This is a genomic window from Rhodococcus sp. P14 (genome assembly GCF_000256505.1).
Taxonomy (GTDB): domain Bacteria; phylum Actinomycetota; class Actinomycetes; order Mycobacteriales; family Mycobacteriaceae; genus Rhodococcus; species Rhodococcus ruber.
Map to the genome: position 1 here is coordinate 1 of NZ_AJFC01000372.1, position 24,860 is coordinate 24,860.

The following is a 24,860-nucleotide window of genomic DNA, read 5'->3' on the forward strand; positions in this document are numbered from 1 at the left end:
CCCAGTCGGGCATCACTGCCCCCTGACCGGCCACGGGTGGGCGAGGGGACGCAGCGAGGTCAGGTCGAACGACGAGTACGTCATGGTGACCTGCCGTGAGCCGTGCCCGAGTAGCTCACCGACCTCGGTGAGCGTGCCGCCACCGACCAGCACGGCGCGAGCAGCACTGTGTCGCAACCGATGTGCGTAGATCGTTCCCAGTCCTGCCGTTCGGGCGTTGCGGGCGACCGCGGCAGTGACTGCGCCGCGGGTCATCGGTACGGGAGTGCCGTAGTTCGTGAGGAACACCTCACGGTGAGGTGCCGAGGCCGGACGCCGATGCAGGTACTCCACCAGAGCAGAACCGACATCGCCGGGGATGGGCAGCTCGAGGACGTTGCCGCCTTTGACCCGCACTTTCAGGTGGGCGTGTGCCCAGTCGATGTCGTCGAGGCGTAGGCCTCCGGCTTCGCCGGCGCGTAGTCCGAGGCGGGACATCAGGATCAGCAGGGCATAGTCGCGGGCTCCGCCTAGCGTCCGCCGATCCGGCGTCGCCAACAGGCGTGCCAGTTCGTCCGGGTGCAGCGCCTTCGGGATCTTGCCGGACCGATGGGTGATCACCGTGCCGACCGCGCCCGCCAGATCCGATCTCATCCGCCCGGACATCCACGCGAATCGCAGGAAGCACCGCAGCACAGTGGCTTTGAGTTTGCACGACTGCGGGGAGTATCGCCTGCTCAGGTCTGTAACATAGGACCGGACCTGCGGACCCGACACTGCGTCGAGGTCGAGCGTGCCCGACGGCCTCGTGACGGTGTCGAGGAATGCTCAAGCGTGCCGGATATAGCACTGACGGGTCATCGCGGAGGCGTTCTTGCCCGTGATCAGGTATCGGTCGAAGTCCTCGATCGCGTTGTCGATCGTGATCCAGCGGACGTGGTCGTCGGTCGTGGACATGGCTGGGTTTCCTTCCCTTCGTCACCAGGGAAAACCAGCATCACGCCTGACTCGGCACTCGGTGATTATGCCGAACAATCAACCGGCGACGAGGCCGTCACCAGCAACGATTGGCTGACGTCGGCATACCCCCGACATCGTCATAACCCTTCAATCCCACGAGCATCCGCGCCCGCTCGAGCGACGCCGTGTCCAGCCGCCGGCCCTTCGCGGTCACCGTCACGAACCGCGTGGATTTCGGGGTGATGTCTCCGTCGACCACCGCCCGGGCGCGGGCTTCCTGCGCGTTGAGGGTCTTCTCGTCACGAGCGGCGCGGCTGCGCGAGTACTGCCACACCGCCCGCCACGCATTCGGATGCTCGGTCTCGTTCCAGACGGGTTCGGCGCGTTTGCGGGTGTTGTTCACTATCGAGCGGCCGTGCCGCGGCGTGAACGCGAAAGATGATCTGACCGTCCTTGAAAACGTTTCCGTTCCAATGGAAATGCGAGGCAAGATCACCGGGTGCCTTCGTGACGCGCGAGCCGACGATGAACTTCAGCCCGGCCCGGTCCAACGCCGCCAGATTCGCCGCGGACAGCATCCCGGCGTCCGCGGCCACGACCATCTCGACCCCCTCCAGATCGTGGCGGGCTTGGAACTGCCGCACGATCGGCACGATCGTGTGGGTTTCGGCCGAGTTGCCTTCGTAGCATCCGATCTCGAGCGGGAAACCGGTGCGGTCCACCAGCAACCCCACGACGATCTGCGGGTCTACCCGGCGTTCCTTCGAGTACCCGACTTTCCGCAGGTCGTCTTCCTTTTCGGCCTCGAAGTACAGGGTCGTCACGTCGTACAACAACAGGCTCAGACCGCCCGTTTCGGTGGCGTGGGCGAAGCACTGCTCGGCGATTCTGTCGCGGTACGCGCCGGTGATGACCTGCTTCATGTGCCGTTTGATCGTGGCGTAGCTCGGCGGGTCGGCGCCGAGATCCTGCAGGACCCGGCCGGCGTCGAGTTTCGAACCGGGTTCGACGATCCGAGCAACCACCAGATCGCGGAACACCGCATCGTCGACGATCCCGAAGCCGAGCTGCTCGTACACCTCGGTCAGCACCTGGCGCAGCAGCACCGATCCGGTCGATTCGGTGCGTCCTGGCGCATCGACCTGCGCGGGTCCGGGTGCCGGCTCGAGCAGTGCACTCTGCCCGGTGACCAGGGGCTTTTCGATTGGAACCTGCGGAGTGACGCCCAGGTCGAGGGCCTGTTGATCGGGTTCGAGCCAGGCCCGGGCTCATTCGAGGAGCATTCCGAGTTCGAGGTCGGTGTGGGCGGAGCCGATGTGTTTGACGATCTCCTGCCGGCCGCCCACGTATCGGGCGATCTGCACGGCTGTGGCCCCGGACTTGGTGCGCACCTTCCTGACGAACGCCACTCGCCGAGCCTAAAACCCGCGCTGTTAGTGCGTGAAATCAGGCCGATCGCGACGAGAACCAGCAGGTCACAGACGTGAGTAGTCTTTCACCTCGAAATCGTGAGCCAACTCGGGTCGGTATGCGCGGACCCGACGTGAGCGAGGATCTCGTGCCGGCCGCGGTGTTTGCGCACGACCTGCACCGCTACCGCCCCGGATGCGGTGCGCACTTTCCGCACGAATGCCACGGCCCGAAGCTACCTGCTTAGTGTCCCGATCCGCTTCGTCGACGTCGTGAATGCCCAGGTGGAAGCCTTGGCAGGTGTTCTACCCGCCAGTAATGTCCTAACTCAGGTCGAATAGTGAAGCGTGGCAGAGGCTTCACGGAAAGTGCGCCAGATCCAACTTCGCTGAGCCTCATCAACGGGGTACCTCAATAGGCCCTCTACCGCCTTCAAATGCCAAGCCGCTGGATCTCAGTAGCCAGCGCTTTGAGCTGTTCGCCATATTCGTATTTGCGGCGGAGCCACTCATCCTGGGCAATCTGGCGCTCTCCATCGCCGTCGGGACGTAGGAACGGCCCTGCCTCCATGCGGAGACGCTGTCGGAAAGCGTCGATGTACCGCAGGGCCCCTGGCTCCCTCTTCAGGTCGAGCCAAAGCAAACCGGGCTCTGAAGTCGTGCCCGCACCGCGCCCCGCGGCCGCCGCGTCGGCCATGATTGCCTTCACAAGATCCGCGAACCTGTGCTTCAATTTGGAAATTGCATCGTTCCGGTTTCGCTGCCCCACGGCGTCATAACGGACCTGCCGTGCTGTTCTCGCTCGTCTTAACAGTGTTTCTGCGGTTGTCTCAGCCTCGCTACGACTAACAGACCGTCCTAATGAGTCGATATCAGCCAATGCACGTGCGGGACGGGGTGGCACAGTATCACTACGCACCGCAACCGCCGGCCCCTTGTCACTGTCCTCCAGGAATACAACAGCTGCTGAGGTTAGGGCTTGTGATCGGCTTGCGATCGCAGCATCAAGGCGAGGGTGCCCATACGTCGCCAACGCTACCCACGACTCCGGGTCGCGACTCACACGGTTCGGATCCGTCGTAACCGGACTGTCAATTTGATCAAGAACCACTCCTAGTCTACCTATAATGACTTCCTGCAAATCCTGTAAGGTGACTGGGCTGGGTACTAAATCCGGAATCGGCAGGGGGGCTTCATCCGTCCCAAACGGCAAGTCTTTCCCGGGATTAGACTCTGCGAGCGCCACGATCGTCTGGACACCGGCCCGCCGCGCCTGAGCCCGTTCACTAGCAGGCGATCTGAAAACGTTACGAAACGCACCCTCGACTGCGCCTAGAATCGGTTGTAGCCCACCCACAATGCCGCTGAATAGATCAATGCGCGATGCCAGCGCCTGGTACACCTCTTCCTCGACGGTTCCCTCGATGAAGAAGTTGCGGACAATCACAGTGCCGCGAACCTGTCCCAGTCGATCGACACGGCCGATGCGCTGTTCAACCCGCATTGGGTTCCACGGCATGTCGTAGTTAATGAGATAACTGCACGCCTGCAAGTTGAGGCCCTCACTTGCGGCGTCAGTGGCCAACAAGACAGTGACGATTCGCGCCTTGACGGCTTCGACTAGGTCCCTTTTGCTGATTCCCACCCAGCCCTCATGTTCGTGGAACATACGGCCGCCATCCCCGGTGAAAGTGGCGAGCTGACTGCGATAACGATGGTGCAGGCGTTCACGGAGCGCGTCGAGCGTGTCCGTGAATTGAGTGAACACGATGACACTATGGCCATCCCCGCGCGCCTCATCCAGGTGGCGTTCCAGTGCCATGAACTTGTCGTCGTGCACCTGTGAGATGCGCTCGGCGTAGGCACGCATCTGTTCAAGGTCGGCCGCAGTGAGGGGGACTGCATCCGTGTCCTTTACTCCACCGAGGTCTTCGTCGTCAAGCTCATCTGAACCGTCCTCCTCGAGAAGCGATTGGTCCAGTAAGGTCTCCTCGTTGACAAGTCGCTTGAGCAGTGTCTTGTGAATGGCAGCCCAGCTACTTGTCAGTCGTCGGCGGTAGACTGTTAGCACGAAACCGGCGCCGCGCCGCTTGCCGTGCGCCTCAAGAAGCCGGTCGATGAGCCCCTCTAGATCGTCGTATAGTTTCTGTTCATCCGGCTCCAGGTCGACTACGTAGGGCCTCACATCCCGCTCAGCAAGGTTCTCGCTGATCAGTCCGTGCCGTCGATATGCTTTCAAGGTGGCGCGACTGTGCCGCGTCACATATTGTCCGACCGGTCCCAGGGCGCGAAGCCAGTCCTTGAGCGCCTCACGGCCGTCGGGCCCTAGTTCTTTGGCCCTTTGGTCCGGACGAACCTCATCGCGACCAAACCTGAAGACAATTTCTGCATTGACAGGCCCTAGACGCCGCTGGATATCTGTGGCAAGTGCATCCTCAGCTCCTGTTCGTGGCATTTCTGGCGTGGCCCGTATTTGTTCGGCGAGCCACGTCCAGGCTATTTGTCGATCATCTGCCTTCCCGAGCTCCCTATAGAACCGAACGAACGGGTATTCCTCAGCCAAAGGGCCAGCCAGTCCAGTCTGGCGGAGGAGGTCGACGAGCTCTACGGCCGCTGTCTGAAGTGGCGTAGCAGTCAGCAGCCATATGGCTCGCGCTGCATTCTGGCGGTTAACCGCGTCGAGCAACTCCAGTAGTCGGCTGGGACGATACCGGTCCTCCTGACCGTGCTGCCGTCTCGCGTGGTGAGCCTCGTCAACGATCAATAGATCATACGGAGCTGCAGATAGGAGTAGCTTCTGCTGATCTGGCCGACGTGCTAAGTGACTTGAGGCCAGAAGAAGTGAATGCTCAGCATACGGATTCGAGCCGGCAGGGCGGACATCATTAGGGTGGACTCCGTAAATTTTGCCCTGATCGAGACGTGGCACCCAGAGGGAAAATTTTTCGAAGAGCTCATCTTGCCATTGGCGGCATACGTTTGCGGGGGCAAGCACCAATGCCTTGGATACCTCGCCATTTAGCAGGAGGCGCCTGAGGCTCATTCCTGCGCTTACAGTCTTGCCTAGTCCCACCTCGTCGGCGACAAGCCATGACCGTGGGTACATCCCAGCAAGCCGAGCAACATTCTGTCGTTGATGTGGAAACAATCGCACGCTACTCGTCGCCTCCGCTAGGTCGGTCGCCCAGGGCAATCGAGGCGCGAGTTGCAGGAACTTGGCGACCACGCTGGGTTCGCCTACGGGTGGCGGCTCTTCCGGGTCGCGTTCACCGGGGGCCGTCTCGGGCGCGCGCCCAAGTAACGCCAGCTCGGCGGCCTGGGGTAACGGGTACACCCTGAAGCCTGGGACGTTTCCATTCCAACGCTGCTCAAAACGACTGGCCCAGAATGCAAAATGACCTGCGGTGCCATCCCAACTGCTGTACACGCTGAATGACTCAAAGTTCCGAGTCCAAGCCGTAGCAGACTCGTTCACGCTGCCCTGGAACGCGACAGCGTCGCCGTTGGCATCTCGCAACACACCAATCTTTTCGTGGAAGTATGGGTTACCTCCCTGCCCCGGCAGCGGGTTTCCGTCATCGTCCACTGGGATAGCCACCCTGACTTCAAGGCGCCCTTCCCTGACCAGCCATGCCAGCACTTCGATACGCCGTCGGTCGATTTCGCTTGAGGTAACTAGGCCACCGGCGAGCCGTTCAGCGAAGGGCCCGTCCAACGTCGTTTTTCCCTGTAGTGCCTCGGCGTCTTCCCCGCGCAGTTCCGCACCACAGAGAAGTCGCAACGTGCCACCGTGGTTTACGAACCGGGAAAGTCCGCGAGCCGCCACGGACAGAGATGAAGAGCGGAAGTATCCCACTGATCGTGCATACGTCGCGGCTCGCTGCAATGCGGGAACATAGAAGGCATTGAGTACGTCATCGCCGCTGTCGTAGCCGGGCGGAAGATCAAGCGTGCGTAGGCTGGGAATCAACTCAACTGACATTAGAACAGTACGGGGTCGGAGGTAGCAGTGAAGGTGTCGGGGTCAGGGGGCACCGGGATGTCTTCAAAGAAGGAAGCACGAAGAGAGTCGAGCACCCTTGCCTCCGGGCGAACGAAGGCACCCTTCTGCTTACGGCGCGGGACTGCGTTAATTGCGGCTCGCACTAACTCCTTGAATCGAGTGTCGTCGATGAGATTGCGGCTTGTCATCCAAGTCTGTGCCGCCCGAGCACCGTCCTCCTCATATACGAGCATCAGCGCGTGCAGGGCATCAACCATTGAAGCGAAACCTCCAGCTTCGACATCAAGGCGCTTCGCGGTACGGCGTTGAGCTGGTGTCAACAGCGTCGCCTTACCAGAGGCAGTCTTGACAAGCTTGTATGTCTTGCTCAATGCATCTAAGTCCAAGTGCGTCGCTAGCGACAGTTTGAGTGCCTCTCCGGCCGGGAATTCAGCGGCCTGAAAGTCGGACCATGCAAGTAGCCACCAATCGGTCACACGGTCAAACTCCACTTCCTTACCCCCGAGGAGGCCACGCTTCTTCAGTGCCGCGACCTTCTCTCGGGCAAGGTCGAGTGCCACGTCCGGACGTAGTACTTCAGGCTCACCCTTATCGTCTAGGTCTCCCGTATAGACGGGCCAGTGCTGTGACAGCACGCCAAGAACGGGCCCATAGGTTGCGAGCGTGAGATCGACACCGCGTAGACCGTGTCCCGAGAACCGCTTTACGGCCTCCACCGCGGCCTTTTCCACGTCTCGCCGAATGTCAGCCCAGTAGGCGGCCGTTACGTTTCCCCGCTTGTGGCAGTTGAGTAAGATCGTGGATTGAGCCGAATTCTTTTTAGCTTGGTGAAGCGAATTTTCAGACTCTGTTGCAATCGGCCACGATGAGGCAATCGCAAACCCAGAATTGAGCAACGCTGCACCGAGGGTGTCCCAGGCGTCTACGCGCTTGTGTGTGAACATGACATTTAGAACGCCACGATCTTTAAGCACGCGGTGTGCTTCGCGGAACGATCGAGTCAGGAGCTCCTCGTAGCGGGCACCTGCTAGTTCGCTGGCCGTCCGGGCACCCTCTTGACGCTTGCCCCGACCATTGTGTGTCGCGACCTCCTGGAAGAGCGAGGAATTGGCGACTGCCTCGGCCTCCTTGTCTGTGATCACGAGATCACAAAACTCCGGCCAGAGATTGCGGAGAGACCGCTTGAGCCAAACATAGAAGAAGTCACTCAACTCCGCATACATCACGTTGTCGTAGTATGGGGGGTCTGTGATCACGCCGTCGACCGTGTTGTCTGCGACTCGCACATCTGTCGCCGACCCTCGAAGTACGAGAGGACGACCAAGCTGCGCTGGTTCGTCACCGTCGAGAGTTGACGCACCTCCGTGCACCAGCCGGCTCAGGTTGACGTGGTTCTTAGCCGCGTTCTCCACAGCCCATGGGACCAGCGCTCGTGATGCTTCGAACTCAGCACATGTCCATGAGAACGCAAAATCGTGCCTGTCGAATGTGTGTTGGAGCTTTACGAAGTTCTTGTCCCAAAAGGAGTATCGGCTGTTGTAGTCCAAACACCGATCAAGCGCATAGGCCAAATGCAGTGCGACCGCCTTTCCCCGCTCTTCGCCAAGAGCAGCAAGCAGTTCCGGCTGCAGCCCCACAAGCTGTTCTAGGACTGTTACGTTCGCGAGCAACTGCCGTGACATGAAGGCGTCACTCCATCGGATTACACCGAGGTCTGCCATACGTGCGGTTTCCTGCCCACGGCCAATCACCTCGTCAGGCAGAAGATCTGCTACCTCCCACGTTGGCCTACGCCGCTCAAGCTCCTTTGTGGCGCTCTCCACCGCCGCGAGGTCCGCCGCTTTGGGGGCTCGGAACGTTCTGCCAACGCCATTTGGTGGTGTCTGAACAACGGCCAGCAATATGTATGTTCCATTACCCTGCTGCGCCTGCTCGCGAATGTAGTCCCCCGAGAAAGTCGTTCCTTGTGACCAAACACTTTGTCCTACGCCACCCTTGTATGTGGCCTGATTGCCGTAAGCTTCGGCCTCCGCACCCATAACTATGTCCGGCTGAATAGTGCTATGGGCCTCATTTAACTTCAGGCGTACTGCCACCTGCTTTTCAGGGTCGGATACCTGGGCGAGCCAGAAGTTGGGCGCCAAAGGGGTGGGGCGTCCAGTTACTGGGCAAGGAACAGCAAAGGCCCAGACATAGGAAGCCACCGTCTCTCTATCCTGGGTCGGGAAGTAGTGATGCAATTGATCTTGCACCCGTCGGCTCCAAACGCCACCCCATTGGCGAATGTCCTCGGCAAGTTCGGGTCCGAAGTCATGTACGACTCCTAGCGTCCCTTGAAGGACGGCACTAGCGACCGGATTCAATTCGTTTGCCACAACGTCACAACCGAGGCGCATTGCTTCGAACGGGATGCTGCCGCCTCCGGCGAAGGGGTCAAAGACAACAGGACTGCGGCCTGCATCTGCGCCCGATCGCAACGCCGCGAGTTCCCGGAACAACGCCACGTCGGCGGAACTGGGTGACGACGTGAAAGCCCTGTCGTAACCGTATGCGTTGCCCTTGGTTCGTTCGCCGGCTGCCACAGCCTTCGCAATTTGGGCCCGCGCTGCTGCCGGATCCTTGCCCGGTGGGATCCCCACCAATTTCAAGAACCACAGGTGGTAAGCAGACTCGGAATCAAAATGTTTGGAGAGGCCATCGAGCATCCGCAATTCGTCGAGTGTCATTTTCTCACGAGGTCGGGACGGCCACGCCGGCAAGAGCGCACCTAAGGTGGCAGCGCGACTCGCAGATAGTGGTCGTCGCGCCCACCATATGTGAAGGAAATTCACCGGTGGGAACGCCTTGGCACTCCCGCGTTCTCTAAGGCTTTCGGCACCGATCTGCTGGGCGGGAAACCATTGGTCGATAAGACTTGGCAATGTCACCGTTTGTTCCCTTCTGCGAGCAGCAATCGCAAGGCCCGTAAGCCATTCCGACGATTGATCTGGGCGTGCCAGTAGGCGGCTTCCTCCCGACTCATTCCGGCGACGCCCTCAGCCACTGCCGTAATTCGATCGACTCGCTTGATCGGCTTGACGGCACGTAGGATGAGCTCGACGTGAACTCCAATTTGAGGGCTAAGCGGGATCGGTTTGGAACTCGTTAGCTCACGTCCGCGCAACTTTGCGGTCTGAAGCACGTCCTGGAGACTGGCGGCGACATGGATCGCCCGGTAGCCATTAACGCGCACCTGACGTTCTGTCCCGTCCAGGTCCGTCGAAATCACAATCAGGGCTATGACTCGCCCGTCATCGTCGCGGTCAATCTGGCAAATGTAGTTCTCGCTGCGCGTCATGCATCATCCTCTGTAATGAGTTGCACGTCGCACTTGGTGGGCCCTGTTGATTGGGCTGCAGAAACAATCGCAGCGATCTCCGGCCCTTGGATCTCAACGGAGTCTGGCCACGTAATCGAGACACTGGCGGCCAGACTGGCCTTGCGGGCCAATACCGTGCGGAGCGGCTCACGTAGAGGGCTATACTCGGCGGGCATCCCGATGAACTCAACGTGGCATGTGTGGCTTGGATCATCAAACTGAACCCGTGCGTCCACCTGGTAGAGAATTGTGGCCTTCGACCCGGCCGAAGCTGGCAGGGTGAGCAAGCGCTGCAGTTCCTTGCCGGCGCTGTCTCCGACCGTTGACACAGTGACACGCAGACGCCGCGCCAACTTGCGTCCACTGTCTGTGGCCCCTTGACGGGCGCTTATTAGCGCCGGGCCAGCAGCGCCACTTCCGTTGAATTCGCTCGCCTTTCGCTCGCCACCGTCATCGCCAGCGGGATCTGAGCAACTACCATCGTGAACCTTGCCGCACAGTGGGCACGGCTCGGTTCCCAACTCAGGAGCCGACCCAGGAGGGTGCATCAAAGCGTCCTCGCCGAGTCGTGGGGTCGGGCCGGGACGTGTCTTAGTGACCCAACCCGCCACGCCGCCATCCGGCGCTTGGTACTCCCAGACCCCGTTGCGAACCCCGGCGAGGAGAAGATTGACGAGCTGTTGGCGGTCAAGCACGAGTTTAAGGTCGGGGCGGCGGGCGAATGCCCGTGCGAGCTCCATGGTTGGCTGCGGATTGTCGAACTGGGCACCGAGCTTGCTACGCACCCAAGCGGGATCAAGGGGCTTGCTTCCGGCAGTCAACGTTTTGTCCATGGCATCGAGGCTCGTCAAGACAGCATCGGTTTGGTTTGGCAATAGACTTGCGGACGTGATGGTCGTCAACACCACGATCTCCAGTCCGTCCTTGCTAGGGACATACATGACGTTGACGTGGTTACACACCGCGACGCGAGCTAAGCCGAGCGCTTCCGAGGATTGTCTCGCGACGTCTGCACGTTTGTCGTCTCCGAGGCTTGCCAGTAGTTCTGGTGTCGCCCTGAGGTGCTCCAGTGCTAAGAGGCGGCGAACGGCCTTCAGCATGGCCTCGTGACCGTCGGCATTCGGAGCGAGAAAGATCAATCGGTTGCGGAACTCACGCACTCCGCCGCTGGGGGCCTTTTCATATGTCTCTACGACCTTTTGCGGCGCTCCAGCAGACGGGTCAACTCCCTTAGCGTCACCGAAGTCGTCCCAGTGGTAGACAATGAGGTAGGCATCCTCACTGTTGTCAGGGACCTTCGCGTCCTCCCATGCTCTCCGGACCTTTAGTGCGGAGTCTTTGTATTGCTCGGACAGGATTTTGGTGGCGCGCTCGCGCACCTTCCCACCTGAGACCTTCTCCTCCGTTTCCTGGATGAGGCGGACGAGGCTCGCCTCAGTTGAAAACCTGTAGCCGCGGAGGTCCGAGTGTAGGTACCAGCAAGTGTTCTCAAGGCTGTCGAGCGCCTTTACTATTAGATTGGGATCGTCACCGGGTTCGAATACCGCTCCATACAGGACACTCGCTGCCACGCCTGGAACGTCCCGTGTCAGGCTGAATAGGTATGCGGCGGTGGCCAGTCGACGACCATACGGCGTCCCCATACGCGCATCGACCTCGTCCGCATGACTTGGTGTACCGCCAAGTTGTTGGGCGATGTCGGCTCGGATTACCGGTTCGTAGAGGGGCCGATCGATGCGGCTTGAGAGTTCCTCGGCCAGCATCTGATCGGAGAGATCGATGTGATGCAAGTGGATGAGATCGAGTTCTTGACTGCTCTCCCAGATCCGTCGTACGGCCCGCGCAAGTAGTCGCAAGGCCCCCCGAGTGCGCTGGAAGTTAGGGATGGTGGAGAGTCGCTTGTCTAGGACGGCGATCAGCTCCGGATGAAATGGGTAGGTTGCCTCAATTTCCTTGGCGAACCCGGCACCCAGCATGTCGGTAGGTAAGTCGAGGCCAGAGGAATGGGCAGCGTCCGCGGCATCAGCGTACTTCCGCGCGACTGTAGCGCGTTCGGGCAGCGTCGCTGCATCTGTCTCGAACAGCCTTCGAGCGAGAATCCGGGGAAGGTCCGCCTCCCCACTGGCGCGCAGCACCAGCTCCTTCCGCGCTAGGAGGCTTGACACCTCCTTTAGTGCAGCTGTTACGACTTCGGTGTCTCCGGCAAATGCGTCTGTTTCACCGGCAGTCGTGATTACGACAACAACACGCTCGCTACTGTCCGCGGCCTCAAGCAACGCCATTAGGAACGACACCGTTTGCTTGGCAAGCGTGCTGTCGCCAACTCTTCGGGCGCCGGCGGCTGACAAGTAGCGGGCGATCTCATCGATCAGGATAAGAACAGGTTGGTCGCCAAAGACGCGCTTCAACTGGTCACTTCCGGGCGCGCTCAACCTCTCGTCGTCCTGGCGTACGACCTCGTAACCTGCCGTACCGGCGATCTGCAGGGCCAAGTATCCCCACGGTGTGTTAGCTGCTACACCAGCAATCTTGGGGAACGTCGTGGCGCCCACAGTCGTGCCGACAAACGCCGCGACCGTTGGAGGCGCCCCGCCTTCGAGGATTGCGGGATCCATAAAAGAAGGCACGAGATCGGCCGGAATGCCGGAATGCGCGGCGTGGTAGAGCGCTATCAGGTTGTGCGTCTTCCCTCCGCCGAAAGCTGTCTCCAACCGGAGAACGGATGCGGCATCCGGGCGGGTACCAAATAGGCGCCCCAAAGCCTGGTTGAGCAGTGTCCGAAGGCCGTCGCTTGGGTGAGTGCGCTCAAAGAATGTCGAAGGATCGGCGTATGTGTCGGCAGCGCGCCCCGCCACTACATCCTCAAGTCCGGCAGCAAACCGACTCTCCGTGAGCTCGCCTGCCAGTACGTCCCTGCGTGGGCTGAGCACGCTTCGTAACGTCATGCGGCGGTTCTCCTATTTGTACGATGGGGATCGAAGGTTAATCCTATCTGCCAGATCGTACGTCTCGGCTCAAGTTGCCCCTCGGTCACCACCCTTCTGCCAAGGCGGAGTGGAGATCGCGATAGCGGATGGCAGGGCGACGCTAGTGGCTCGTCAGGCAACCTTGACGGGGTAACGCGGGTACTCGGTCCAGGTTCGGATCGGGGAGTCGGGAGCGAAGCTGGTTTTCGGTTCGGCATCCAGTCGCCACCGGCGGACCTATTGGTAGAGGTGTCCGGTCCGGCTGGGTGATTCGCTGTCCATGGAGAACGCTGACGCCCGTCGTCGTCACCCGGCGTGCCACCGGTAATGTGCGTCCGTCCGTCGCTGCCGACCATCAGGGCCAGCTGATGGGATCGGTCGGCCAAGACGGCGGTCCGCAGGCCGTTGCGTCGAGGACTGCGCCCGGGTACTCGATACGGTCCTGCATCAGGGGATCTCCAGACGGCTATCCCGCCTCCGGCCAAAGGGTTCTTCCTGATGCTTGCATCACGAAGAACGGCATCGTCCGTCGAAGGCGTCGGTGATGCGTGCCTTGCGTACACGCCGAGCATGCACTTCGCTCCTCGGGCGGCCAGCCGGACCGTCATTGCCGCATCGGGTCCTTGAGCAATGCGAGACGTTCGGGTCAGGCCTATATGACACCGTGACTCGGATTAGACGCCGGAGACGAGCCTTCCAGACATGAAGTTGGGTTTCTCAGGGCGAGAGTGAAAGCGGACATGGCAATCTGGTTCGGGCGCACTATCCGTGATGACGCTGTTGTATCGTCTGTATCGTCGGCACGTGATCCGCGCGAAAGATTGAGTCTAGTGACGACGAACTCCTGCAAGACTAAACTCGGTGTCTTATCTTGCAGATCATGCCGATGACTGTAGATGGACTCGTCGATCACCTTGCTCAGGCCAAAATGTTGCGAGGACCAGGACAGTCACCATGGCCCTCGGCAGACCCACAGAAGCAAGATCTGTACCGCATCGATTGGCAGCGCCTACTCGATCGGGACGGGGAATGGGATCAGAACGACTGGGCCCTCACCGAGCTGATACGTGAGCGGATCGGCGCCGGCCCCCCGAAGGGACCGTCTCGGGTCGAGGCACGCAAGCGGCGTCCCGATATCTGCGCCTGGTACCAACCGATACATTTCTACGGGATCGGTTGGGGGATATTCATTCTCGAAGACTGTCTTCGAGAGATCGCTGCAGACATCGCTCGGTGGCTGTCGACTTCATCGGTATCGATCAGCAGCCTGCAGACCCTGCAAACAGAGTTGGTGCGGGCTGCGTTCTTCACGCTGTACCTGCACGAAGCGTTCCATCACCGTATCGAGTCTTTCGCCATTCGTGCTTGGATCGTTGATGGGGTCCCGCGCTACCAGCCGTATTACACTCAGGTCTACCGACCAGCCCGCGCCGGGTCGATCAGCGCGTCCATCGGTCTATTAGAGGAAGCGTTAGCGAACGCATACAGTTACTCACGGTTGAGCGACGACCCATATCGCGCCGCCGTGCAGCGGCAGATCTTCGATGCCACGCGGGACTATCTGCAATGGCGATTCCCGCTAGATCCTCCAGGGTATCGCGACGCCACACGTTATCGGACGAAAGAAGCGTTCGAAGGTGGGTTGCACAAACTCGAAGAGCAGGTGGCCACCGCCACCATTGGTGCCACTCAAGTAAACCGGTGGAGGTTTGCGCCGAACATGACCGAGTCTATGTTCGACATCCGGTCAGAGATTTGGACTGTTGTGCGGACAGGCCAGCTTCCGAAGTTGCCGACATTCCCTCTGTATCGACCGACGTCGACACAGCGGCTACTCAAAGCTCTTCGCACCGAGTATGGCTACGACCGGGTCAAGGGAGCGGGCAAGGGCAGCCATATTCGGCTCAAAGCGGTCGGTTGTCCCCCCTTGACCGTGCCCGCTGGCAAGAAGGACCTGTCCCCGGTGGTGTTGCGATCCATCGCACGCGCCCTTGAATTCGACGACATCGGGACCATGCTCGAATACTTGGGTTGTTGATCGAGTATCTGGAACGGTTTCGACCAGGTGAGCGAAGGGAGGTTTCCTGCCCACGGTCGGGGTGCCGTTGGCCCCGAGATTGGCGTTATCAACGTCGGATTCGCAACTGCCGGGACGCATCTGGTACGTCTGCCTGCCTCGAGAACCCGTCGGGTCGCCGGCCGTATCGACACCGTATGGGCGGTGGGATCTACGTCGAGTTCCGACCCCAAGGTCGAGGCGGCGCGTTGCTCTCGGCTATCGGAGCGGAACGAACTTCCCGAGGAAGCAGATCGGATGAGAGAAACGATCCGCTCCCGGAGACGGGAACGGCCGGACCCCGATAGCAGGGTAGCGGCGGACAACGTTGCTGTCTGGTCGATGGCCGCCCTGGCGCCGACCGCGCTGGGGATCCGGTGCAGGTATCAGGCCGCGGACTCGGGTCGGTCAGCCTCATCGGGTTACATTCCGGGGTTATGCGGCGGCGCACATTGGACGCCAGAATTCGCCCGATCATACTTCGATGACGGTGAGCAGGTCTGCGAGGAAGCTGGTCGCCTCGGATGAGGAGTCGGACCCGTAGGGGTCGAAGATGTACTGCGCCCTGCGCTTCGACCAGCACCGCCGGTGCGGGTCGAGCAGATTCTGAGCGTGGGACCTCAGGCGTTCGACGTCGATGCCGGCGTCGTCGTCGCCGAAATCAGTTCGGGACGCCCGCCTGCCCAGAGGTTCCGGTCAGCTCGGCACGCACGTCGACGGTCGCGCGGAACCACCGAGCCAGGTACGTGTCGGCCAGCAGTTCGCGGTGGGTCCGGAGGTGGTCGACGAACCATCCGGCCAGCCCGTCCCAACGGGTATGGTCCCCGGGCGGTGCGAGGGTCCAGCCGAGCTCGTCGAGCGTCCAGTGCGCCTTGGCGGAGTTGTGCAGCATCGAGGTGCTCACCCAGTTCGCCGCCTCGTCCGCACCGCCGCGGGCGACCGGCATCAGATGGTCGATGGTGGGAAACAGTTCCCAGAACGCGAAGTGCGACTGCGAGGTCGCCCAGTGCGGATCGAAGGGGAATTCCTCCGGCGCGATCAGCGACAACGCCCGCAGCGCCCCCGGATGCACCAGCTGTGCCCCGGAGTAGCGGTCGAGGAACCCGTCCCGGTAGAAGATGCGCAGACTCTGCCGCTCGGTGTATCGGCGCGCCGCCTTCGTCACCGGGGTGAACGGATACTCCGCCCGGAGAATCAGGCGGGCCCGGTCGATCTCACCGGCCGTGATCGCGGCGACGGTGCGGGCGAGGATGTCGGCCTTGTCGTTCGGCGCATCCTCGGGCGTGCGCGGGAAGGAGCCGGCGTTGCCGGGAGGGATCGACACATCCCCGATCGTAGGACCACGCAGCGGGGCCTCGACCCCAGTCGGGATCGGTCTGCTGATCGGCGGCCCGAACCGGGTGCGCCGACCACCACCAAGCAGGGTGAGTAAAGCGACGAGCACAGTCCGGAAAGGTGACCCGGCCCGGACAGGGACCGCCCCTGGCCGAATTCGGTTCGAGGGCGAGCCCCACCGTGCGAAGGGCTGCTATCGGTCGCCGGCGGCGAAGAACGCCGTGACCTCGTCGATGGTGAACTGATCGCGCAGTCGGCAGGCGGAGTTCTGGTTGGCGAACAGACCCGGCATGCGCAGGGCCTGAGCGCGGTCGACGGTGTGCTCCCAGACGACGGGGAGGATCCATTCCCGGTAGTCCTCGTCCGGGTCCGGATCGGGCACCTCGCGCCCGTACGGGCCGACCAGCTCGAGGCTGCGGAACGCCACGGGGCGTCCGTCGACGGTGAGGACGGCGTGGTCGGCGGGCGTCGCCGGCGCGGTGACCGTGCCGACGCCGACGTAACCGACCTTGGGAATGTAGGCGAAGACCCGGCCGCCGACCGGGACCTGCTGGAGGCTGTCGGAATACCACTTGCGGCCCCCGGCGGAGACGAAACCGTAGCGCCGGGCGTCGTCCCAATCCCGGGACTTGTTGGCCTCCCCGAAGCTGACGTACCAGTCCCGCCCGTTCCAGACCGACTGCCCCCGTGCCGTGTCCGCCGTCATCGCCACCGTCTTCCTTGCCCTTCTCCCGCCCCGGGTGCGGCACCGGCCGAACCGGGCCCACACCGTCTGCGCCGCGGCAGGACCACACTCCGCTTCCTCGACGTGCGCAGTCTCGCACAGGGTCCGGACACCTGGTGCGACCGAACTCGGCTCTCGTCGCCGCGGTGTCCTCGTCGCCGGCGACCGGGGCCGGAAGCATGCGTCGAGCGGTGTCCGGCGTCGTACCCTGCTACATCGAGGCGTCGAGATCGCGGGTGACCACTGCGGTTTCCGAGGCCGGTGGCACCGCCCGCATCGTCGACGACCACCGGATCACTCCGGCACGGACTCCTTCGTACTTGCGTCCTTGTGCCCGGGTGATCGGCCGCAGCCGCGACAGCTCGGCGAAGTACACCAGCCGCCACCCGCCGTCGCCGAAGAGTTCGGCGAGCACCGGCGCCGGGCCGCGTCCCGGCCCGACGGCGGCGCGGGCGGCTTCGGCGAGGACGTGCACGTTCACCGACGTGTACATCGGCGCCGCCCCGGCCACCGAGAAGTGCTCCCGGCTCCGCCACGCTCCGTACATGTCCGCTCCCGTCCTCGTTCCCGCGGTCTTCACTCTGATCGGTATCTGTTTTTTCGTATCGGCGCCGTCCACCTCCGATCGGCAGTGTCTTCAGCCGTTGAGGACGCGGTCGGCCAGCCACCGGTTGTGGTACTGCGCATAGACGCAGGTGCTTTCGGACATCAGCTGCTCGGCGAGGGACGCTGCCGCGCGTCTCCACCGCAGGCCCTCCGGAAGTGCGATCTGTGGACCGAGAACCTCGCTGGTGAGGCTGACGGCGCGGCCGGCGAACTTCGTGTGCTCGGCTACCTCCAGGAGGACGTCGTCACCGAAGCGGTGATCCAGCTCGGCCAGGGAGTTTCCGCAGTCGTGCTCCAAGGCGGCGCGGTCGACGAACACTGTGACGCCGTATCCGGTGACCACCGAGCGTTCCCGCAGGACCCACAGGTAGGCGCCCTCGAGCGCGCCGACGTTGACGGTGAACAGACGCCCGCCGCCTCCGGTCGACGGCAGGCAACTGATCGACCAGTGCGTGACGACAGTGTCGCGGGGCTGCGCGATCGCGGCTTCGAGGTAGTCGCGGGCCACGCCCACGGCCAGATCCAGGTCGTAGCGCTCCTTCAATCGCAGGTAGTTGTCCTCGGTCGCGGACGGATACACACGGGAGGCCACGGCGCTCACCTTTCGGGCAGGAGGGATGGGGACATCGGGTAGGGCATCGGGTCGGCGGTGGCCACGAGACGCGTCGCCGAGTGGCGGTCCCGCTACCGAGGCCGGGCCGAACGTTCAGTCCCGTCGGCCAGATTCGGGCTGGGCGATGCGGTGACGCTCGTCGAGCACCGCGTCGACGACCCGGGTCGGGATGCGGAAGGCGGCGCCTTCGCTGCGGCGCAACCGGCGACGGATCTCGGCGAGCAGGGTCAGTTCCGCATCCAGCCGTCCGAGCCGATCGTTCGGTGCCGTCCTGGTTCCGGTCATTCGCAGGCGATGCCGTCGTTGTCGCGGTCCAGATGCGCGGCGTAGCCGGGGTCGCCTCGGTACAGCGGTGCCGCGCCCGCGGCGCGGGCCTGCGAGCAGTTCTTGTAGTACACCTCCGAGTCTGCCGGGGGAGCAGGCGCGGTCTGCGGCGCCGGTGCCGGGGCCGGCACCGGGGTGAGGGGCACGGAGTCGGTGGCGCCGTGGCACGGCGGTCCCCACAGGCCGGTGCCGCTGGTGCGGGCCTGGTCCTCGGCGGCGACGATCGCCGGATACTGCTGCACCGGGGTGTGGTCGAAGACGTAGGACTTGGCGACCCCGGCGCGGGCGGCCTCGACGCTGTAGTTCCAGCCGTCGGGCTTGACCACATACGCCAGGGTGCGGCCGTACGCGTCGACGGTGGCTTGGGTGGGATCGGCGATCAGGGCCACGGGCTGGTTCAGCAACGCGTGCGTGGCGAACGCCGTGGCCTCCGGGCCCCAGCACCCCACGGTGTGGCCGGGTTTCTTCGTTTCCGGGGTGTCGATGCCCAGGATGCGGACGGTGACGGTGCCCCGGACGGCGTCGGTGACCTGCACGGTGTCACCGTCGACCACAGCGGTCACCACGGCGGTGGGCAGCACCGGAGCCGGCTGGGCGACCGCGACCGCACCCGAACTTAAGGCGAGCGCACCGGTACCGGCGCAGACCATGAGCATCTTCTTCATGGCGCTCATCACTACCAGACGGACCGGACACCGAGCGCGGGCACACCGACGGCCGCAGGCCGGTGCGGCGCGGGATGATAGACATTGGCGCTGTGGCACAGTGGGATTCTCTGATCGACCGACTCGAGGCGGCTGGCCCGTCGGTTCGGGTGAGCTGGCAGGACCTCGACACCCTCGTCGGGGGGCTGCCGCCGTCGGCGTCGAAGCACCGCGCCTGGTGGTCCGGGGACCGCCCGCATGTGCACGCCTGGCGCTCGGCCGGCTTCGCCCTCGCCGACCTCCGGATGGGACACGAGGTCACGTTCGTGCGCGTGCCCGAGGGCGAGGACCGTGCCGGCACAACCGAACGGGTCGGCTCGGTGGAGATCACGGAGACCGCCGCGCAGGCCCCCGGCGGCGCCGGCCCGGCCGATCTGCTGCTCGTCACGTGCGTCAAATCGAAGCGTGACGTTCCGGCGGCGGCGAAGGATCTGTACGTCTCGCCGTTGTTCATCCGGCAGCGGGCCTACGCCGAGAGCCGGGATCTGCCGTGGTTCATCCTTTCCGCCGAGCACGGGCTGGTGGCACCGGAGGAGTGGCTCGCCCCCTACGAGCGGTACCTGCCGGACACCCCCGCCGCCTATCGCGCCGCCTGGGGACGGTGGGTGTCCGAGCGCCTGGACCTGCTGGCCGGGCCGCTGTCAGGCACGGTCGTCGAGATCCACGCCGGAGCGCCCTATGTGCAGGCGATCGCACCCCATCTGACGGCCAAAGGTGCCGCCGTGGTCACGCCCCTCGACGGCTTGAGCATGGGGCAGCGGCTCGGGTGGTACGCCGCGCACGGTGCCGCCCCCGCAGCGCCCGCTGTCCAGCAATCGCAGAGCGAGTCCGCCCAGGCGGACACCGCCTCGGTCGTCGCCCTGCTGCGCGACCCCTCGCGTGCGCTCACCCCGGCCGAGTTCCTCGCCTCCGCCGGCGAGGGGTGGAGGACACCGGGTCTGTACAGCTGGTGGGTCGACGCGTCCGGCGCGGCGGATCTCACCGCGGGACTCGGGATACCCGTCGCACCGGGGCTGATCTACGCGGGCCTGGCCGGTGCGACGCGCTGGCCGAGCGGGAAACGGTCGACCAACACGTTGTGGTCGCGCATCGCCGGGATGCACCTGGGTGGCAGGCACGAGTTCTCCACCTTCCGGCGCACCCTCGGCGCGGTTCTCGCCCACGCCGACGGCAGCGCGACCATCGACGAGGACGCCCTCACCGCATGGATGACCCAGCACCTGACGGTGGTGGCCCTCGCCTCCGAGGACGCCGACACCCTCGGACTACTCGAGAGCGAGGTGCTGGCGACCCTCGATCCGCCGCTGAACCTGCAGGGCATGGCCGCGACACCGGTTCGGTCCCGACTGACCGAACTCCGCCGTCCCCACCGGTGACGCCAGGCTCCCGACGCGGGCGCCGCGGCACCGAGGCATCCGACCCACGGCGGCCCGGCACCCTCCCGGCCCACCGACCCTCCGCTACGGGAACATCCGGCGCGCTGGGAGAGCGGCCCGACCGGTAACGATCACCGGCCCGGATCGCCCGGGCGGCTGTCCCGCTTCTCCTTGGGGGCCGGGCATCAGCGGGCGCTGCGCCGGGTCGCGCCGTGGTCGAACAACCAGCGCTCGAGCACATCGGTCCCTGATCCTTGCTGTTCGAGCGCGCACTCGTCCGCCCAGCGGGCTAGCAGCTCGGTGTAGTGACGGTAGGTTTCCGCCGGCCATCCACCCCGGGTGCCGAGCGAGGTCCAACCGGCCCGGTGCAAGGCGGTGGCCACCCGGCTGTCGAGGATCAGGCTCGGATGCGTCGGGGCGCCGGCCCCGGCGAAGTACAAGAACTTGGTGAAGAACGCCGGACCGAGGAACGGGATCAGGGTGCGATCGCCCGGATACAGCAGCGCATAGGCCTTCTCTGGATCGGTGCGGGAGAGTTCGGTCGCGTTTGTCAGGGCCTCGACGTACCGGTGCGGGTCGGCGGCCGCTGCGCGCATGCGGCGGTGCACCTGCCGGCGCCGCGATCCGGTTCCCCAGGCCATGGACAGCCACAGCAACCGCCACACCGCCGCCGGCTCGGACAGGTCCGCGGCTGCGGCGAACACCTGACCGCGAGACAGCTCGATCCTGCCGACGCCGACACCTTCGCGCTGCAGGGGGCCGCCGGGAACACCGAACGTCGCCACGGAGTCGTCCCACCACTGCAGATCCACCGGTATCGCCTGCTCGATCACCGCGTGCCGGCGGTCGGTGCCCGTGGTGCTCAGCCACCGTCGGCAGTCCGCAGGAAGGGCAAGGACGGTGGTGTCGGTCCGGGCGATGGGTGCCATGGGTGTCAGCATCACCGATCCGCCGCGCGGTGCCGGTCACGACACGAGGGGCGACGAACCGCGATCCACCATCCGACCGTACCGACGGCCCCGTCCCGCGAGGCGGGGCCGAACGGTGCACAGGACGTCTTCGAGCCTGGTGCACAACTGGGCCTGGTCGCCGCACCGATCACCGCCGTGGTGGAACCGGGGAGCTGTCGACGGCGCGAGCGGTGACCTCCCATGTGGGAGTTACCGTTTCCGGGGTCGATAGATCGTGGTTGCCCAATGGACCGCCTGCCCGAGCTGCGCGTCGTCGATCTCGAAGACGGCATCGACATCTGGCGGCAGGGGATCGCACGGGCAGTACCCGTTGGCTGGACCGGCATACGTCGAGAGCACAGCGCCGCCCTGGACGACGAACACATCCGGGTAGATCTCGCAGGCCAAGCCTCGTCTATTGGTGAGGTGCGTGGCCTTGACCTCGTACATGTGCGTTCCTTCCGGTGAGCGCCGCGGGTTGCCCGGTGACCGTGTCCTCCGGACCCTAACCGTTGTGCGGGCCTTGGCTCCGCAACAACACATCCCAGTTGTCGGGCCGCGAAAGCCCGAACGCGGTTCGGTAACCGAACCGGTAATGACCGTGAGCCGAGATAGAGTCCGCTTGCCGATGACTCTCCGTCCGTGTCCGTCTCGGCTGGCGGGACGCACTCTGGGGACTGGTTGTCCCTGATCTCGTGCGATGCGCAATCGAATGCGGGGCAGGCGCAGGCATTTCCTGAGGACATCAACCCGCACCGCGTCCCAACCCCAGTCCGGCCCGCTCATCTTTGTCGGCGAGATCGACCCGGACACGCCGATCGCTGATCGGCCTGGAAGCGGTGACGCCCTGGTGGATCGCATGACATCGGGGCGTGCCGCTGTGTCGGCATCCATTGTCTGCTGTCGCGGCGCTACTCGTAGAACGCGCTGCCGCCACGCCACTCGTTGTCGTCGTCGGTGGGGCTGCCGAGAAACTCCTCCGGGTCCTGGCCGTAGGACGCCGTGCCCCACTCCAGGCGGGAGCGATGAGAAAAGCGCGGATCGTCGAGGCGCGCCGGGCTCCCGTAGGGGGTGCGGGTCGTCCACCGCCCGGGCTGGACGTCCCGGTCGGTGGCCCGAGTCGTGTTGCGCGAGTTCCGTCGGCTCTTGGTCCGTTTCCGCTTCGCCTTCTCGCCGAAACCACTCAGCGGAGGCAGCGGAAGTTTCCGTCGTTCGTGGTCGGGTATCGAGCCCAGGACTGCCCGCAGCATGCTCGCCAAGCCTTCCCCGCATGCCCGGCAGGGAGTCAACCGGCTGTAGTGGGCTTCCTCAGCCGTGCACCAGTAGTGGATCGGTTTCGACGAACGGCAATTGGGAAGCGTGTGGACGCGGCCGGCACCGGTCTCGACGAACACCCGCCGGGTGAGAAGGTGCGCGGCAGCGCGCCGTCGAGAGGTGGTCGGACCGTCACCGGAGCGCACAGGACCGCCGGGCTGCCGCGGTGCCTGGCGCGTTCGAGCCTGCCCCGAGGTCCGCGCTACGGGAGCGGCGGAGCGGCTGCTCGAAGACGACGTCGAGTGCCCACCACCGCGCCGTGGCCCGGTTGCTGCGTCGTTCGCAGAGACTGTTCCGGGCGCGGGGGTCGCCGCCGATGCCGCCGCGGGGGTCCGCGGCGTGACGGTCGTGGCAGATCCGGCCGGCGGCGGGCAGATTCGCTCGGGCGAGCCGGTGATGGCATCGGCGAGAGCATGGTCGAATCGGCTGTGATAGCCGTGTCCGAACTCGTTGTAGCTGTCACCGAGGTTGTGGAACGCCTGCGCGATGGCGACGCATTCGGCCCGGCTGTCGCGGGTGGCGATATGCGAGGCGAACAGTTCGGGCACCCGCGCTCCGCTGTCGGTGTCCATCGGATAGATGCGCAACTCCCAACGCCCACTGGCGGCATGTTTGACCACATACCGGTAGCTGACGGTGTCGGCGCTGCTCACCCCAGACGACGCGACCTTCGTGGTGAACCTGAGGGAGGTGGCCGGATCATGCTGTGGAACTGTTCGCTCTCGACGCGCCATCGGTAGTCCTTCCTGGACTGTCGGGAGGGCGGCCCACCTCGGCCACCGATCCCGGCTACTGGAGAGAACTTCTTCATTCAAGCACCGCGAGTGTGTCGTAGACCACTGACGAAACCGGGATTCCCCTGCCGGTGCCGACGCCGACAATGTGGTCGTGCAGCGAGATGGGGCGGGGACTCCGCGTCCAGTCGCGACCGGCCGATCTATTCGTAGGTGTGCCCGGTCCGGCTGGGTGATTCGCTGCCGTAGAGGACGCTGACGATCGCTCTGGCCAGCTCGACCCATGCCTGCGGTTCGTGCAAAGCTTCTTCTGGGTCCTCGTCGTCGTCGCCCGGCGCGCCACCGGGAATGTGCGCCCACCCATCGATGCCGACTTCGGGCCAGGTGTAGGCCAGGAGCAGATCGGTTCCGTTGCGCCAGCAGGCCCAGCCGTAGGCGGGGGCGCTCGAGCCGGCAGAGAGGTCACCTTCGTGTTCGGAAATGTCTTGGGACCAGGTGACCCATGAACCGCCGTCCCAGGCGAAGGTGATGTCCTGTGCGCAGAAGCCGTCACCGGTGTCGAACATGAAGGTGAACCTGAACTCACCCGACGCGATTTCGTCCGGGAGACCGAGTGTGGCAAAGCGTTCGTCGCCCGCGTCAGCGATGGCTTCCTCGAGTGCAACCGTGCGCCCACTGGCGGCTCTTTTCGGCATCTCGACCTCCGGGCGTGTCGGTCCTTCGCCCAAGGTATCGATGACTGTGGTATGTCGCTGCCGAAACCCGCTTTCCGGACCAGATTAGGCCCGTGACTCCACCGTCCCCGTTCCGAATCTCGGGGCTGCGCGGGCAGGCGTTTCACGTGCCTGGAGTCAAGTCAGCCTCATGGGCGTCGACTCCCGCGTCTCCGTTCACCTCGGCACGCGATGCATGAGCTGGCGAAACGGTGCTTGTACTGCCCCCAGGAACTCGACCAGCTCGACACGGAATCCACGTCCACCACAGGTTCGGTTGCTTCCGGATGCACGCCGGCAATTGCCGCGGCCCCGCCCTCAATCACGTCGGGGACCCGGTCGGACCGTGCACCGTGGCGAAGCACAACCAGCTGCCCACCGCGCAGTAAATGGAGCAACTGCCGGGCGGGTCACGATGGGGGATGGACGCATCGAGTTCCCGCGACCCGGCCCGTGAGTTTCTCGATTTGTGGACCGAAATCGAAGGCACCTGCGGAACAAGTACGCGTTGCCCGCACACGTTCGGACCATGGGTGAGATCCTCGCCGCAACCCGTGGTCGGGACGCACTCGTCCGTCGCTACGAACCGGTCCTCGCCGCGTTCCGGGAGCTGCGCAACGCGATCGTCCACTACCCATACCGCGGCGATGTTCCCATCGCCACACCCCGGCCGGACACCGTCGACCGACTGCGCCGCATCCACCACTGACTGCTCCATCCCGTCCAGATCGGACAG

19 protein-coding genes and 2 pseudogenes are annotated in these 24,860 nt (G+C 63.9%); 3 read left to right on the forward strand and 18 right to left on the reverse strand.

Annotated elements, in window-relative coordinates; genetic code table 11:
* Positions 1-12 precede the first annotated feature (12 nt).
* From OEY_RS29225 to OEY_RS30125, 8 genes and pseudogenes are all read right to left on the reverse strand, one after another.
* The gene (locus OEY_RS29225; RefSeq protein ID WP_157180030.1) at positions 13-633 is read right to left on the reverse strand and encodes a tyrosine-type recombinase/integrase; all 621 of its coding nucleotides are present in this window, start codon (positions 631-633) and stop codon (positions 13-15) included.
* A 174-nt stretch (positions 634-807) separates the two neighbouring features.
* Positions 808-936 (reverse strand): hypothetical protein, encoded by a 129-nt coding sequence (locus OEY_RS31440; RefSeq protein WP_010596662.1) that lies wholly within the window; start codon positions 934-936, stop codon positions 808-810.
* A gap of 142 nt (positions 937-1,078) precedes the next feature.
* Positions 1,079-2,348: pseudogene (locus OEY_RS30110) on the reverse strand (IS1634 family transposase); the annotation flags it as partial.
* A 433-nt stretch (positions 2,349-2,781) separates the two neighbouring features.
* Positions 2,782-6,330 (reverse strand): DEAD/DEAH box helicase, encoded by a 3,549-nt coding sequence (locus OEY_RS30115; protein WP_083847071.1) that lies wholly within the window; start codon positions 6,328-6,330, stop codon positions 2,782-2,784.
* The gene (locus tag OEY_RS30120; protein WP_237713804.1) at positions 6,330-9,077 is read right to left on the reverse strand and encodes a DUF1156 domain-containing protein; all 2,748 of its coding nucleotides are present in this window, start codon (positions 9,075-9,077) and stop codon (positions 6,330-6,332) included. Before OEY_RS30120 ends, OEY_RS30115 begins: the two co-directional genes overlap by 1 nt.
* A 24-nt stretch (positions 9,078-9,101) precedes the next feature.
* Positions 9,102-9,278 (reverse strand): annotated as a pseudogene (locus OEY_RS31550) (DUF1156 domain-containing protein); the annotation flags it as partial.
* Positions 9,275-9,688 (reverse strand): DUF7680 family protein, encoded by a 414-nt coding sequence (locus OEY_RS30685; protein WP_157180032.1) that lies wholly within the window; start codon positions 9,686-9,688, stop codon positions 9,275-9,277. The pseudogene OEY_RS31550 and the gene OEY_RS30685, both read right to left, overlap by 4 nt.
* A complete protein-coding gene (locus OEY_RS30125; RefSeq protein ID WP_083847075.1) occupies positions 9,685-12,654 on the reverse strand; it encodes a DUF499 domain-containing protein in 2,970 nt (989 codons plus the stop codon). The genes OEY_RS30685 and OEY_RS30125 overlap by 4 nt, the downstream gene beginning before the upstream one ends.
* Before the next feature lie 901 nt (positions 12,655-13,555).
* Here OEY_RS30125 and OEY_RS30690 point away from each other — a divergent pair.
* Positions 13,556-14,713: a type II toxin-antitoxin system HicA family toxin gene (locus OEY_RS30690; RefSeq protein ID WP_157180033.1), complete on the forward strand. Its 1,158-nt coding sequence runs from the start codon at positions 13,556-13,558 to the stop codon at positions 14,711-14,713.
* A 679-nt stretch (positions 14,714-15,392) separates the two neighbouring features.
* Here OEY_RS30690 and OEY_RS0126010 read toward each other — a convergent pair.
* From OEY_RS0126010 to OEY_RS0126035, 6 genes are all read right to left on the reverse strand, one after another.
* Positions 15,393-16,055 (reverse strand): hypothetical protein, encoded by a 663-nt coding sequence (locus OEY_RS0126010; protein WP_010596667.1) that lies wholly within the window; start codon positions 16,053-16,055, stop codon positions 15,393-15,395.
* 204 nt (positions 16,056-16,259) lie between these two features.
* Positions 16,260-16,772: a hypothetical protein gene (locus tag OEY_RS0126015; protein WP_010596668.1), complete on the reverse strand. Its 513-nt coding sequence runs from the start codon at positions 16,770-16,772 to the stop codon at positions 16,260-16,262.
* 229 nt (positions 16,773-17,001) lie between these two features.
* Positions 17,002-17,337: a hypothetical protein gene (locus OEY_RS0126020; protein WP_010596669.1), complete on the reverse strand. Its 336-nt coding sequence runs from the start codon at positions 17,335-17,337 to the stop codon at positions 17,002-17,004.
* 90 nt (positions 17,338-17,427) lie between these two features.
* The gene (locus tag OEY_RS0126025; protein ID WP_010596670.1) at positions 17,428-17,988 is read right to left on the reverse strand and encodes a hypothetical protein; all 561 of its coding nucleotides are present in this window, start codon (positions 17,986-17,988) and stop codon (positions 17,428-17,430) included.
* Between the two features lie 114 nt (positions 17,989-18,102).
* Entirely contained in the window at positions 18,103-18,294 is a 192-nt protein-coding gene (locus OEY_RS29235) for a hypothetical protein (RefSeq protein ID WP_010596671.1), read from the reverse strand.
* The gene (locus OEY_RS0126035; RefSeq protein WP_237713805.1) at positions 18,291-19,007 is read right to left on the reverse strand and encodes an excalibur calcium-binding domain-containing protein; all 717 of its coding nucleotides are present in this window, start codon (positions 19,005-19,007) and stop codon (positions 18,291-18,293) included. The genes OEY_RS29235 and OEY_RS0126035 overlap by 4 nt, the downstream gene beginning before the upstream one ends.
* 140 nt (positions 19,008-19,147) lie before the next feature.
* Here OEY_RS0126035 and OEY_RS0126040 point away from each other — a divergent pair, with 140 nt between their 5' ends.
* A complete protein-coding gene (locus OEY_RS0126040) occupies positions 19,148-20,413 on the forward strand; it encodes a DUF6884 domain-containing protein (RefSeq protein WP_029540246.1) in 1,266 nt (421 codons plus the stop codon).
* Between the two features lie 185 nt (positions 20,414-20,598).
* On the opposite strand, the gene OEY_RS29240 is transcribed toward OEY_RS0126040, so the two are convergent.
* The 4 genes from OEY_RS29240 to OEY_RS0126060 form a co-directional block, all read right to left on the reverse strand.
* Positions 20,599-21,342: an 8-oxoguanine DNA glycosylase OGG fold protein gene (locus tag OEY_RS29240; protein ID WP_010596674.1), complete on the reverse strand. Its 744-nt coding sequence runs from the start codon at positions 21,340-21,342 to the stop codon at positions 20,599-20,601.
* A gap of 231 nt (positions 21,343-21,573) precedes the next feature.
* On the reverse strand, positions 21,574-21,813 hold the full coding sequence (locus OEY_RS0126050) for a hypothetical protein (RefSeq protein ID WP_010596675.1): 240 nt from the start codon (positions 21,811-21,813) through the stop codon (positions 21,574-21,576).
* A 461-nt stretch (positions 21,814-22,274) separates the two neighbouring features.
* Positions 22,275-23,330: a hypothetical protein gene (locus OEY_RS0126055; protein ID WP_029540247.1), complete on the reverse strand. Its 1,056-nt coding sequence runs from the start codon at positions 23,328-23,330 to the stop codon at positions 22,275-22,277.
* A 284-nt stretch (positions 23,331-23,614) separates the two neighbouring features.
* On the reverse strand, positions 23,615-24,106 hold the full coding sequence (locus OEY_RS0126060; RefSeq protein ID WP_010596677.1) for a hypothetical protein: 492 nt from the start codon (positions 24,104-24,106) through the stop codon (positions 23,615-23,617).
* Positions 24,107-24,653: 547 nt separating this feature from the next.
* Between OEY_RS0126060 and OEY_RS0126070 the strand changes: the two genes are divergently transcribed.
* Positions 24,654-24,833, forward strand: a complete 180-nt coding sequence (locus OEY_RS0126070; protein ID WP_029540249.1) for a hypothetical protein — start codon at positions 24,654-24,656, stop codon at positions 24,831-24,833.
* The last annotated feature ends 27 nt before the right edge of the window (positions 24,834-24,860 follow it).

Excerpts from the sequence above, each read along its gene's own strand:
- OEY_RS29225 (WP_157180030.1), bottom strand. The coding sequence starts at position 633 with ATGAGATCGGATCTGGCGGGCGCGGTCGGCACGGTGATCACCCATCGG.
- OEY_RS31440 (WP_010596662.1), bottom strand. The coding sequence starts at position 936 with ATGTCCACGACCGACGACCACGTCCGCTGGATCACGATCGACAACGCG.
- OEY_RS30115 (WP_083847071.1), bottom strand. The coding sequence starts at position 6,330 with ATGTCAGTTGAGTTGATTCCCAGCCTACGCACGCTTGATCTTCCGCCC.
- OEY_RS30120 (WP_237713804.1), bottom strand. The coding sequence starts at position 9,077 with ATGACACTCGACGAATTGCGGATGCTCGATGGCCTCTCCAAACATTTT.
- OEY_RS30685 (WP_157180032.1), bottom strand. The coding sequence starts at position 9,688 with ATGACGCGCAGCGAGAACTACATTTGCCAGATTGACCGCGACGATGAC.
- OEY_RS30125 (WP_083847075.1), bottom strand. The coding sequence starts at position 12,654 with ATGACGTTACGAAGCGTGCTCAGCCCACGCAGGGACGTACTGGCAGGC.
- OEY_RS30690 (WP_157180033.1), top strand. The coding sequence starts at position 13,556 with ATGCCGATGACTGTAGATGGACTCGTCGATCACCTTGCTCAGGCCAAA.
- OEY_RS0126015 (WP_010596668.1), bottom strand. The coding sequence starts at position 16,772 with ATGACGGCGGACACGGCACGGGGGCAGTCGGTCTGGAACGGGCGGGAC.
- OEY_RS0126020 (WP_010596669.1), bottom strand. The coding sequence starts at position 17,337 with ATGTACGGAGCGTGGCGGAGCCGGGAGCACTTCTCGGTGGCCGGGGCG.
- OEY_RS29235 (WP_010596671.1), bottom strand. The coding sequence starts at position 18,294 with ATGACCGGAACCAGGACGGCACCGAACGATCGGCTCGGACGGCTGGAT.
- OEY_RS0126035 (WP_237713805.1), bottom strand. The coding sequence starts at position 19,007 with ATGAGCGCCATGAAGAAGATGCTCATGGTCTGCGCCGGTACCGGTGCG.
- OEY_RS29240 (WP_010596674.1), bottom strand. The coding sequence starts at position 21,342 with ATGGCACCCATCGCCCGGACCGACACCACCGTCCTTGCCCTTCCTGCG.
- OEY_RS0126050 (WP_010596675.1), bottom strand. The coding sequence starts at position 21,813 with ATGTACGAGGTCAAGGCCACGCACCTCACCAATAGACGAGGCTTGGCC.
- OEY_RS0126060 (WP_010596677.1), bottom strand. The coding sequence starts at position 24,106 with ATGCCGAAAAGAGCCGCCAGTGGGCGCACGGTTGCACTCGAGGAAGCC.
- OEY_RS0126070 (WP_029540249.1), top strand. The coding sequence starts at position 24,654 with ATGGGTGAGATCCTCGCCGCAACCCGTGGTCGGGACGCACTCGTCCGT.